The organism is Bradyrhizobium sp. 190 (assembly GCF_023073415.1).
In the GTDB taxonomy this organism is placed as follows: domain Bacteria; phylum Pseudomonadota; class Alphaproteobacteria; order Rhizobiales; family Xanthobacteraceae; genus Bradyrhizobium.
Genome location: NZ_JADPJL010000012.1, coordinates 1 through 12,081 on the forward strand (window position 1 = coordinate 1; position 12,081 = coordinate 12,081).

The following is a 12,081-nucleotide window of genomic DNA, read 5'->3' on the forward strand; positions in this document are numbered from 1 at the left end:
TTGTCGGAACACCTCGATCTCAAGACAGGACGCCCCGTTGCGCTATCCCATTGGCCCTGACGCCCGCAGCAGTACCCTACCGCGCGAGCGGTTTAGTCCTTTGGCACTTTGCGGACGTCGCAGATGGATGGTTAAATGTCCGCTGTTGAGAGAAGAACAGACATCGACGTTCCATAACGGCTAGTACGCGAAAAGCGCACCGCCAGACGTCGCGCCCGCAAGATCCCCTAGCGCCACATGCGGCGCATCTGCGCTTGAATGTCGATCTGAGGCCCCTGACCGGCCGTCGAAGACCGGGGCGCCATGACAACCGGCCAAGCGGTCCTTTCAAAGTTCGGCAACAGCGCTTCCGGGATGAACCGCGTGCGCGACGCGTACATATGGCGGTCGCCTTTTGAATGTTGCCCGTGGGTAAAGAAACGCTGCGGAATGACAAGATGGAGATCGTCCTTTGCCCGCGTCATCGCCACGTAGAGGAGTCGCCGTTCTTCTTCGAGTTCTGCACTTGTGCCGGCGCCCAGATCCGATGGCATACATCCATCGACGACGTTCAGCACGAAGACAGACTTCCACTCCTGCCCCTTGGCAGAATGGATCGTTGAGAGGATCAGATAGTCTTCATCAAGCAGCGGTACACCGGCCTGGTCGCTCGTCGCGTCCGGCGGATCAAGCGTGAGTTCGGTTAAGAAACGTTCGCGCGATGGATAGCCGCACGCAATCTGTTCGAGCTGGATCAAATCGGCTCGCCGCACTTCGCTGTCGTCATGAATGCGGTCCAGATGCGGCTCATACCAAAGCCGCGCCCGTTCGATATCGGCTGGCCATTCGGAGTAGCGGAGGTTGGCGATGGTGTGGACGAATGCCGTCCAATCGTCACCGGAGCGGGGCGGCGGGGGCAGGCCGCAGAGTGTGCCGATCGGATCGGCGGATTCGGCCATATGGTCGAGGACCCGTTGCGCCGAAGCCGGTCCAACGCCTGGTAGCAGGTGAAGAATGCGAAAGCCGGCAACGCGATCACGCGGATTTTCGACGAAGCGGAGCAATGAAAGCATGTCTTTGACGTGGGCGGCTTCAAGAAATTTTAGGCCGCCAAATTTTACAAAAGGAATATTGTGCCGCGTGAGCTCGATCTCAAGCGGTCCACTATGCGAAGAAGTCCGAAACAGTACCGCCTGATGCTTGAGGAGAGAGCCTCCTTCGCGGTTCTCCAGTACGCGTTCTACGATAAAGCGAGCCTGATCGGCCTCATCGCGGACGGTGACCAGCTGCGGCTTCTGCGCTGACGTCCGGTCTGTCCAGAGGTTCTTCGTGAACCGCTCTTTAGCCAAGCTGATTACGGCATTCGCGGCCGACAGGATCGGCTGCGTTGAGCGGTAGTTGCGGTCAAGCGTAACGACGTCAGCCCACGGTTTGAAATGATCCGGAAAGTCCAGGATGTTTCGCACCGTGGCTGCGCGAAAGGAATAGATCGATTGCGCATCGTCACCGACCACGGTGAGGCCACGCCCGGTCGGCTTTAGTGCCAGCAGGATCGATGACTGTAGACGGTTGGTGTCTTGGTATTCATCAACCATCACATGATCGAACCGGCCGCCAATCTCATCGGCGAGCTCGCTGTCCGAAACCATCTGAGCCCAGTAGAGCAGTAGATCGTCATAATCGAGAACATTTTGCTTTTGCTTGGCGTCTACATAGGCGGCGAATAGTTGTTTCAGTTCGCTAGCCCACCCGGAGCACCACGGGAAAAACCGCCCAAGTGCCATTTCGATCGGTATCTCGGCATTTACGCACCGAGAGTAGATCGCGAGGCAAGTTCCTTTGGTTGGGAAACGACTTTCCGTCTTTGAGAATCCAAGTTCATGACGAATCAGGTTCATCAAGTCGCTCGAGTCCTCGCGATCGTGGATTGTAAACGCCGGTTGAAGGCCAATGCGTTCGGAATATTCGCGTAGGAGTCTGGCGCCGATTCCGTGGAATGTACCGGCCCAGGTGAGGGCGTCCGTCATCACGTTGGCATTGTTGCCGAGCACCTGACGGGCGATCCGTTCGACGCGTCGGGTCATTTCCGCCGCGGCACGCCTCGAGAAGGTCATCAACAGGATCCGGCGGGGGTCCGCGCCATTGACAATGAGATGGGCGACCCGATGGGCAAGGGTGTTTGTTTTGCCCGAACCAGCTCCTGCGATCACCAGCAGCGGCGACCCAATGGTTCCGTCCACGTCAACACCGTGTTCAACGGCTCGTCGTTGCTCTGTGTTAAGTGAATCAAGGTAGGTGGTCACAGCGTCTGGCACGAATCGCCCCAGCAAAGAGGCAAGATTCGGCGATTCCCGCTTTAACTGCAATGAAAGATCCGTGCTTCCTTCAGCGGAAGCAGCCTCGGTAAGCCTAACTTCCGACGTGAGAGGTCACACTCCTGATGGCCGGTTCGCATTCCGAAGCGCAATGCATCAGTCTGAAGCAGGTCGCAGATATCGCAGGCAAGTCTGAATCAACAATGCGGGCCCGGGCCGAAGAGCGCGGGCTGGGCCGACGAATTGGGGGCGGGACATGGTCCATTAGCCGTGTCGCTCTGGCGATATTGCTCGACGGGCAGGAAAGGGCGCTGAGGGCCTACCACGCAGGCGACCGGGTAACGGACCTTGTTGCTGGCTATTTCGCTCGGGTTGGCCTCGCAGAGATGGTTGATGCCTGATTACCGTTTGCTCGCCGCGACTCAGCAAAGCCCGGCGATTTTACCCGGTTTTCACCAACAGGAGCGGTTAGACGCGCGCGTTTACCGATCTCTATAGTCCAGGTCTGATCCTTGCGGGGATTGATAGGCTTGGGGACAGACGATGCCCGTCGACCACGAAAATCTGCGTCTCGACCACACGCACTGCCGCGCCATTTGCGACGAGATAGGTGAGCGCCTTCGCGAGATCATGGGACAGGAGTCGGCAAACATGACGCCTTACCTACGGCGTCTCATCGATCGGCTGGATGAATTGGATAATGTGTGGTCGCCTGGGATCGTGCCCATAATCGAGGATCCGCAGGACTCGACGATTTCGGCAGTTCTTGAACGGGCCTAACGACCGGGGGGGAGCGATGCATTAACGTCGCCTAGCCACAGCGACACCCAACAAGAAGGCGACCAAGAGCGATCCAAGTGGCGCCTCACGGGCAATGTTGCTTAGGATGCTTAGCGGCATGCCGGGTTTCCGACCGGTCTCGATCGCGTCGCTTACTCGGCTAGCGGCGCCCTTAACTGCGTCAGACACCTCTTCAATCGTGGACTTCGCCTCTGGGACCGGATCTAGGCCTTCGTACACAAACGGCTGGGGCGGTATGTCATCGGCCATGGGCGAAACTCCGGATCGGTGCCAATCGATCGGATCGCAATTCGTTCCTATTTTGCAGGATCTCCCCCTAAGGCCTGAAGGAAGGAAGGGAGGCTGATGGCCTTACTCCGGGTCGTTCGGCGAACGTTTGACGTCCTAGCGCGTTGCTCCCCCTCACAGAGGGTATCCCATGACCGAGATCAAAGAGCACATGGAAGTCATCGGCGCAGACGGCGTTCATTATCACTTCATCGATAAAGGCTTGGTTGCCGGAGTGGAGGGCAACAAGGTTAGGCTCTCGGCGAACGCAGATGTCGCGGTGACGATGGAAGAGGAAAAATGACGTTCGACCAAGGCGCCGATATCAACGGGAGAAAGTCCCAATGCCGGCATGCCCAAGCCCGATCAAAGCCCGGCACCTAAAGGCCAATCCTTGGAGGCGTCGGCTAGCAACCAATGGTCTACCGTTGAAAATTGCCAAAGACGTTGTTTGATGAGCTGTGGGTAATTCCCTCGCACCCTAGACAGACCCCTCCACTCGAACAATATGCGCCTTGAGACGGAATCTCTGGAGGGCCTAGGGTAACAGTCTCGAAGGCCACGCGGCATAACGCCCGCGTGGTCTTTTTTATTGGCAAGCGCAGCAATCTTCGCAGCCTCAACGATCTCCGCAACATCAGCGGCTCCGCTGTAGCGGTGTCCGTTCGCATCTTCAGCATGTCCGAGTTGTTCGCCCGGAAGCGAACGACGCGGATGCCCCAATCCTTAGTCCATGGCGTCCGGCGATCTTTGATCACCCTTGGCCGCGTCGGGTCTTTCCGGGTCGGGCGCCATGGAGACCTTATGCGCAAGCTTCTCTCAGTTTGGATTGTCCTGGCGGCCATCGTCGGTGCAAACGTGACGGCTTTGCCGCAATGTATTGGTATGGGTATGGGTCCCGGACCGGGAATGGTGCACTCGACGGGTGGCGGAGGCGGATCGCTTACGCGCAACGCCAACGTCACCGCCGTGCAGGCGTTGGGCGAGGCCCAGAAATCCGTCAAAGCGGGAAAGCGGTTCAAGCCTAGGGAATTTCGCCAAGGTCATCACTGATCTCTCTTCAGCTTGCGCTTGCCCCAATGGTGGTCTTTTCGATTGGAATTGAACACCCGCTCGACAAGACGGTTCAACGCCTTCGTGACCCCGATCCCCGCTATCATCGTCGGGCCGCCGCGGCTGCACAGCATGAGCGCTTCGATCGCCGTTTGCCATTCCGGCAGTGCGGATTCCTTCTTTGGGAGCCCGGTTATGTATTCGGCGGCGTCCTTCAAGGTGAGGAGCTTCCGACCGTCAGGCAGCGATATCGGATCCTCGAACTCGCGCTGCCAGCCGTGCTCGCTCACACTGCCGCCTTGTCTTCCTTGTCGGATCCGCGCGCCACAATTTTCAATGCATCGTCGGGCAGCGGCCGCTGCAGCGTCTTTGCCTCATCCCACGGCGCGCGCATCCAGACGTCGCGCTCCTCATCAGTCAACAGGATGACCGGCATCGCTTTGGGATGGATCGGTTCGACCACAGCGTTCGGCGAAGTGGTGAGAAAGCCGTAGACCTGATGCGGGCCAGGAATCGGTTTCGATTTCGTCCCGCGGTCACCCTTGAATTCGGTCCAGATGCCGCCGAAGCAGGTCGGCGGCCGATCGTCATTGATCGCGAACCAGACGACATCCTTCTTCTTCGTCTCCGGATTCTGCTCAGGCGCGTATTCAGCGAAGCTGTTGAACGGCACCAGACAGCGGCTTTCAGGCTTCAGCCAGCCGCGCCAGTGCGGTGACGACGTCTTGCGGATGTTTGTGACCGGCGGTCCACCCGTGCGCGGCGGTGGCGGCATCCCCCAGCGCATCAGGACGAGTTCGCGCTCAGTCCCAGTGTTGCGGACGACCGGCGCCGGGTAGTCAGGAAAAACACCCGTCATGGATGGCAGGTTGCCGATGTATCGATTGATGACCCGGAAAAGCTGCCTGATCGCTTCCTGGTTGGTGGTGATCGAATAAAGATTGCACATTCAATGACGGTCCCGTTGGTCGCCATGATACCAGGGCTCTTGCCGCGTCGTGATGTTTGTGCGCCGGAGCCGGACCAGGTGGCCGCGCTTGTACGGATAACCGCGGGTCTCGGAACACGGCCGACAACGCATCCGCTGTTCAAGCTGCCAGATTGGTGTTTCACGGGAGCGCCGTAGGGTCGTGAGATCGACGGTGCTGTGCGTGCTGCAGCCGGCACATTTGACCTCGAGATACCGGAAGCCGGCGTTCAGCGCGTCGCCAATCGGCGGGGACGGCTGTGCGGGGCCACCGTAGCCCTCCATGCGGTAATTCCAGGCGTCGCAGGCCGCGACATCGGCAATAAACCGCGTCTCCCTGGCGCGCTGTTCCGCATGCCGGATCGTCTCACCCCAATGGCGCTCTTTTGAGGGTCCGCCCATGGGCTACGAGGATGCGCCCGTCCCGGCGGCATCAGCAACCAGCCACAGATTGTGGCGTTAAGGCCGTCGTTGAGGCGTCAATTTGACCGCTCGTTCTAGCCGCGGTTGGCGATGCTCGGCTCCACAAGACGGTAGATCGGATACCACCACCGATCCTTATCGTATGCGCGGTTACGGTTCGCGATGCCGTCGTGGGCCGACTGGATTAGGCAGAAAAAAGAGCGTGATCGCAAACACCAAGCCGGAGGCGTCCAGCGCTGTCCTGATTTCAGGACTGTCTTCGCGCGGAGCCGCTTTAGGTAATTCATGAGATCGACGCTCGGGATCGGCGTTTGGTCGGGAGATGACGCATGTCATTGATAGCTGCTTCCCATCAAAGCGCTAGAAGTTCGGCGTGCGCTGCGCCGATTCTTTTCGGTTGCGTCGTCGGGCAAATCAGTGGTTAAAGGCCAACCTACCGCGTAGGCCTTGCGACTTCCTTCCCAAGCCCGTAGAGCGGTTTCTCCCATACCTTAACCTGTACAGCGGCACACAATTTGATTGCGTGGCCGAAGGAGATGTCATGTCTGACCAATCTTCGGAGCTTGTCGAGATATCGAAACTCAACGGCGACTTCAGAAGAAACTACGGCAAGTTAATCGGCGCCTACCTTTATCTACGATCCGTCAGTGCCGCGCGCGGCCGTTCTTGGTTTTGGGCCGGCCTCGCTTCCTTCGTGTGTTCTTTAGCTTTGGCTTGGTTGGCGCGACATGGTTGGACGCGCTCAATCTGGTTTTGATCGCTCGGATCAGCCCGTCCAAGCTATCGACGTGCATGGCTTTTTCGCGAGCCAAAGTTGTATCCGAAAGCGTTACCCAAGCCCCGGTTCCGGTCCCCCATGAAGCAGGTATCACCAGATAATCCTTAACGGCTTTGTTGAGTTCGTTTAGCCGAAGTACGACCAGAACCCCGGCGGATATTTCCCCGCGGTAGGCTCTCCAGTGCGGGGATTCATTTGGGCCTCTCTTTGACAGTCGTCGCGCGACCAGAAAGGTGATCTTGAACTTTCCATTCACCATCAAGCCGGCGCGACTCTGCTCGACGATCGCCTTAATTCCCGGCTCCATCTTCAGGGCTTCGGCCAATTGGGTGGCATGCTTTGCCAAAACGTCAGACCAAAAAACGCGAGCATCGATCCAGTCGCAGTGGCGCGAGGGGTCATACCCGAGCAGGGCATAAACTTTTCGCAACGATCCGAAATGGTCGGCATATGTCCCGGCAGAGGGGAGCCCGGGCGTGTTGTTGATGATGGTCCAACTCAGCTTTCCCTTTCGATGGAGAGTCGTCCGCAGCCTCAGCAACATCTGATTTTCCGGGATCTGGACGCGCCGCTCGGCTATGAGTTTTTGTGCACGCGCAAAGATACTGGGATCAACGATTGGAGCGATAGCTGCGAGACCTCGAACCCACCGCTCTTGAGGATTGCTCATCTGCTTCTGTCCAAGGGATCGGGTAGTGCGGTTGTAAACGATATTGCCGATGTAGTTCTCATTCAGGAGAATGATGCGGATCATGGGGCCGGTCCATGGTCGCCCTTGATTGGTGATCTTGGCCCGATTGAGTTCCCGGGTGATTTGACTGTACGACTTTCGCTCGACGACAAACTGATGGAATATCCATCTGACGACGGCGGTCTCCTCATCAGAACCGGGCTGAAGCCGCACACGGTCCGTTTGCAGGGCCTTACGCTCCCCCTTGGCTAGCTTGCCTTTCGAACGCTGCTTCTCATCGACCATCTCCCTCCGGAGACCGAACGTGAGCGGCCCACCAACGCGATAGCCTAGGCCCGCTATCCGGCAGTGACCGGTGTGCACCTTGACGCCAAGCTCTCGGCTGTACTCCGCGGCCATCACGCGTTTGATGTTCTTGACGACGCTCGATAGAAGGCTTCCGTCATTGTCGAATTGTTCAGCGCAATAGGCAACCTTGATGCCGTTTCGCTTGCAGACAAACTCGTGATGCGCGCTCTCGTCGACATCCTGAAAGCGTCCCCATCGGCTGACGTCGTAGACCAAAATGTGGTCGAAGTCCGCGTGTCCTGATTGGACATCCTCAAGCAGTTCGATCAGGCCAGGGCGCCCGTTGATCCTCAGACCACTGCGTCCTTCATCGAGGTAAGTCCGAACGATTGTGAGGTTGCGTTGTTGAGCATACGCCGCAATTGCGGCGGCTTGGTTCTGGATCGAGTATCGCTGAAAATCGGTCGACATTCGCACATACTGCGCCGCGCGAAGGGCCCTCTGGGCTTTTTCCAGTTGCGTATTGCGGCGAATGACGAGCGCATTGACCATGGGGCTTGCTCGCGATCAGTTTATTCCGCAATCCAATTCCCAGACCGGTGCTAAAGCAAGGGCGCAGTTCACTGCGATTTGCCAAATATGGCGCATATGACTGAGGCGGACTATAACGGGACTCGGAATGCAGCCCGATGGCAAGGTTGTTGTCGCCTGATCTGGTTCTTTCATTGTAGGAAAACGCGATGACCCGAACCTACGCTATAGCCGATGTCCGAGGCCGCTTCGATCTTCTCCTCCGCGCCATTGAGGCGATCTCCAGCCATGCTCGCGAGCGCCGCACGGGCTCGCTTCCGGAGCATAAGATCGTTATTCTCGGCAATGTTGAGCGAGGGCCAGACAGCGAGCAAATAGTCGAGTATCTGACCCTGGAGCGACTGCGCCACCGCGCTGCTCCTATTATTTTGGACGAAGGCTCAAAATACGGTTTCGTTAGCAGCGATCTCGGCCCGGATCGGCTCGTGATCGGCATCTTCGACGACGATAATGTCTCAAGCGGTCCAGTCGATTTCATCGACATTAACGCTCGCTGAATGCAAGACCTGAACTAGCTGCTAACTGCGTGACGGAGGGTCTATCATGGTGGACGTAAGACCTCTTCATAATGAACAGGATTACGACTGGGCGATCCGGGAAGTCGCGCGCTATTTCGAAGTTGATCCCGCGTTGGGAACTGCTGATGGCGACCGTTTCGAGGTCCTGTCTATTCTCATCAAGGAGTACGAGGACAAGCACTTCGCGATGCCTTGTGGGGACCCGGTAGATGTTCTCCGTTTTGCGATTGAGTCTATGGGCAAATCGCAAGCAGAGCTCGCCGCCCTGGTGGGGCGCAATCGCGCTTCAGAAATCTTGAACCGACTTCGGCCCCTGACGCTGGAAATGATCCGTGCGATCAGCAAGGAATGGAAGATACCCGTTGAAATGTTGACAGCTCAGTATGAATTAAACCGCGTGTAGGCCTGACGCTGCGGCATGGCGGACCTAGGATTTGCCAGACGATCGCAAGCGCCAAGATCACGAGCATGGCGTAGACGGTCCCGCGGCCAATGCGGTTCGTCAGTTGCAGTAGGTATGAACCCGTCCCATGCCAACGTTCATTGACTGGCATCTGGTTGGCTGGGGAATAGGTTGGAGCATTGGGGGTGCTGGGGGGGTGCGGGCTCGTGCTCGGGCGCCGTGCCGAGGGGCTTGTTCGAACAATCCAGAGGGTAATGAGGGAGCGCTATGGACCTGGATCACGTCCGTTCCGAAATCGAGCATATGCGCGTCCAGGTCGGGAGACAGCGCAGGGACATCCTCCAGCTCCAAAGGGCAGGGGTCTCTACCGCCTCGGCCGAACTGCTTGGCGGCCGGAGTTGGTGACCGCAGAGCCTGTCAAACGGTACGATGAGAACGCCGGACAGTGCGCTCTGTCCCCGGAAGGCCGTTTGCCCTCTTAGGGGCCTTGGGAGGGCAAGGACCAAGCGCGCTGCTGGGCTAGAACGACAACCGCTTTCGGAACGTCGCATGGAACGGAGAAGGGTCGATCCCAGTTCCTCTCCCTCCGCCATGGAAACTGCATAAAGTATTGATATAGTTCAAATATCTGTCAATCGGCGTTGAAATTTGACCCCTCATCGGCTTCCAATTTTGACCCCTTTGAGCGGCGGGGTTTGGCGGTAGCGCTCGGCTCGTCGGAGCTGGCCGGGATTGCGGAGACGAGACGAGCGCGGGTTGCGTGATCGTCGTCGCGGCTTTTGAAGCGCCAGCTGTTATTGCCGGTCTCGACGATGTCACGGTGATGGGTCAACCGGTCGAGCAGCGCGGTCGTCATCTTGGCGTCGCCGAACACGCTGGGCCATTCGCCGAACGCGAGATTGGTGGTGACGATGACGGAGGCGCGCTCGTAGAGCCGGCTGAGCCTGAAGGTTCGGAAATGTTACGAGACCATTAACTTCGTTACCATTCGCGGGGCGTAAGCGCGTTCGTCTCCGTCCCTAAGCCGCGGTCCCCGAAAGCTGAACTCCAGGTATTGTCGAAATATCAACCACACCTGTCGCCTCAATGCAGTGCTTAAGCGCACCGCCCAGGCTTGTAGCAGCCAGGTCGGCTTTGGCCCCTTCCCGCAGGCTTTCTAACGCCGCCGGGTCCATGTCCTTCATCCAGCAACCCAAAATGATTGTAGCCTTCGGCAACTTACGACGAAGCCGTCGGACCGAGTAACGCATATGAGCCGGACCGCTTGCCTCCATGTAGACTAGGCAGACGATCGCGACCCCGGCGGTCTCAAGCCGGAAGATATTGGCGGTCGACAACGCTTCGGCTCCCTCGACGCGAGCTAACAAACCATGCGCGGTCGAGAGTTGACCCAGCATGATCGCGGCGGCTTCATCGATAAGGCTACGCCCGGCCACGCAGAGGACGGGATTCTCGCCTTGCCATTCGGGAGGTAAATCTTCTTTGCGGAGAACTGGTAGATTCTCATAAGGCGCATCTTCAGCCACGGTCTCTACCGCGGACGTAGCTTCCACGTCGGTGGTTGGAACAATCTTTGCCGGTAGACGGTCATCCTGTTCCGAAATGTTATTGGCAAATTCGCTGACAGCATCTCTTATCTTAATCAGACGTTCAGAATCCAGCGCGCCGCGTTCGGCATCGGCTTGGGCCAACTGCAATCCTTTTAAGGCGACTTCGTCATAGTAGGAACTGAGAGATCGCTCCTTCAAAAACTCTTCGGCCTTTTCAGACGCTTCGGTCGGATCGCCAGCGAGCATCCGCTGATAAAATATCTCGGGCGGAGAGAGCGCGGGTCGGTCTCCAAACATGACGTCAAGGAACTCCAGACGTTCGACGTGCCGCCCGAGTACAACCAGGCACACTGTGAGGGGCGTCGCCAGGACAAGGCCAATCGGGCCCCACAGCGCCGTCCAAAACGTTGCAGATGCCACGACAGCGACGGGTGAGAGCCCCGTGCTGTGTCCATAGACCATCGGTTCGATCACATGGCCAACGATCGGCTCGACCACGAGAAATAGCGCGACCGTCCAAAGCAGCATGGTCCAGGTTGGATCGACGGCGACCGCTAGAGTGAGAGGGAACGCGGCGGCGATAACTGCTCCAATGTAAGGTACGAACCGCAATACCGCTGCCAGGATGCCCCACAGGATCGCGCTTGGAACGCCGATCAGCCAGAGGCCAATTCCGATAACGATGCCGAAGCTTCCGTTCAGAAGGAGCTGAATTAGGAAAAGCCGGCTGAGGCGATTCGCGGCATCATCAAGGGCGGCCGTCGTGCGTTGAAGATCATGCGAACCGGCCAACCTGATTAAGCGATTACGAAGGTCCTCGCGCTGAAGCAAAATGAAGATGACAAAGATGACGATGATGCCCGTTGTTGCGAGGGGATGAAGCAGTGGGGAGATAAGGCTTTGCAAACTCTCCAACGCGCCCGGATCAGGCTGGCGGACTTCCACAGGAACGGGTTTGGGCGCCGCCGCTTTCGGGCTTGCGCTGGCTCCCAGCGCGCTCGCCGACTCCTTGGGCTTATCGAGTTCTTTGCTCAGGTCCTTCAACATGCCGGACGCGCGTTCAAGCGTGCCCCGGCCCGCGGTGGTCTCACGAAATGATTGGATCTTCTCGCTTATCGTGGATTGATATCGCGGCAAATCCCCGGCCAGTTGCGCCAGTTGGGTGGCGAGTAGACTGCCCATCGCAAATATCAATGCGAAGGCGATTATGACAACGCTAACGACGGCCAACCCACGCGGGACACGCACGCGTTGGAGCAGTCCAACCAGAGGTGCCAGCACGAAGCTAAGCAAAATAGCCAAGGCTATCGGGATAATGATCTCGCGACCAAAATAGAGCAGCATTATTATGATTACAGCGAGGATCGCTGTTGCCACCGCGCTCAGAAGGGCAATCAGTTCTTCCGGGGTTCGCGCTTTGAACGGCTGTCTGATCACAGTCTCCTCCTATGCCAGAA

Annotated in this window: 10 protein-coding genes and 1 pseudogene; 5 read left to right on the plus strand and 6 right to left on the minus strand. The window is 57.9% G+C overall.

What is annotated here, in order from left to right; all coding sequences use genetic code 11:
- Positions 1–227: 227 nt before the first annotated feature.
- Positions 228–2,282: an ATP-dependent helicase gene (locus IVB22_RS09075; protein ID WP_247516997.1), complete on the minus strand. Its 2,055-nt coding sequence runs from the start codon at positions 2,280–2,282 to the stop codon at positions 228–230.
- 555 nt (positions 2,283–2,837) lie between these two features.
- Here IVB22_RS09075 and IVB22_RS09080 point away from each other — a divergent pair.
- The 3 genes from IVB22_RS09080 (at position 2,838) to IVB22_RS09095 (ending at position 4,415) form a co-directional block, all read left to right on the plus strand.
- On the plus strand, positions 2,838–3,074 hold the full coding sequence (locus tag IVB22_RS09080) for a hypothetical protein (protein ID WP_247516998.1): 237 nt from the start codon (positions 2,838–2,840) through the stop codon (positions 3,072–3,074).
- A 439-nt stretch (positions 3,075–3,513) separates the two neighbouring features.
- Positions 3,514–3,666 carry a DUF2171 domain-containing protein gene (locus IVB22_RS09090; RefSeq protein WP_247517000.1) on the plus strand — a complete coding sequence of 51 codons (153 nt, stop codon included), beginning with the start codon at positions 3,514–3,516 and terminating at the stop codon, positions 3,664–3,666.
- A 275-nt stretch (positions 3,667–3,941) separates the two neighbouring features.
- Complete coding sequence (locus tag IVB22_RS09095) at positions 3,942–4,415, plus strand: hypothetical protein (protein WP_247517001.1); 474 nt, start codon at positions 3,942–3,944, stop codon at positions 4,413–4,415.
- Here IVB22_RS09095 and IVB22_RS09100 read toward each other — a convergent pair.
- The 3 genes from IVB22_RS09100 to IVB22_RS09115 form a co-directional block, all read right to left on the minus strand.
- Positions 4,409–4,633, minus strand: coding sequence for a hypothetical protein (locus IVB22_RS09100; RefSeq protein WP_247517002.1), 225 nt, complete (start codon positions 4,631–4,633; stop codon positions 4,409–4,411). The genes IVB22_RS09095 and IVB22_RS09100 overlap by 7 nt on opposite strands.
- A gap of 68 nt (positions 4,634–4,701) precedes the next feature.
- Entirely contained in the window at positions 4,702–5,364 is a 663-nt protein-coding gene (locus IVB22_RS09105; RefSeq protein ID WP_247517003.1) for an SOS response-associated peptidase, read from the minus strand.
- 1,085 nt (positions 5,365–6,449) lie between these two features.
- Positions 6,450–8,114, minus strand: coding sequence for a recombinase family protein (locus IVB22_RS09115; RefSeq protein WP_247517005.1), 1,665 nt, complete (start codon positions 8,112–8,114; stop codon positions 6,450–6,452).
- Positions 8,115–8,302: 188 nt separating this feature from the next.
- On the opposite strand from IVB22_RS09115, the gene IVB22_RS09120 reads away from it, so the two are divergent.
- Together IVB22_RS09120 and IVB22_RS09125 are read left to right on the plus strand one after the other, a co-directional pair.
- Positions 8,303–8,650, plus strand: a complete 348-nt coding sequence (locus tag IVB22_RS09120; RefSeq protein WP_247517006.1) for a hypothetical protein — start codon at positions 8,303–8,305, stop codon at positions 8,648–8,650.
- A 46-nt stretch (positions 8,651–8,696) separates the two neighbouring features.
- Entirely contained in the window at positions 8,697–9,074 is a 378-nt protein-coding gene (locus tag IVB22_RS09125) for a type II toxin-antitoxin system HigA family antitoxin (RefSeq protein ID WP_247517007.1), read from the plus strand.
- A gap of 631 nt (positions 9,075–9,705) precedes the next feature.
- Here the strand turns inward: IVB22_RS09125 and IVB22_RS09130 are convergent.
- Both IVB22_RS09130 and IVB22_RS09135 read right to left on the minus strand, forming a co-directional pair.
- Positions 9,706–10,017 (minus strand): annotated as a pseudogene (locus IVB22_RS09130) (ATP-binding protein); the annotation flags it as partial.
- A gap of 76 nt (positions 10,018–10,093) precedes the next feature.
- On the minus strand, positions 10,094–12,061 hold the full coding sequence (locus IVB22_RS09135; RefSeq protein ID WP_247517008.1) for an AI-2E family transporter: 1,968 nt from the start codon (positions 12,059–12,061) through the stop codon (positions 10,094–10,096).
- Positions 12,062–12,081: the final 20 nt, after the last annotated feature.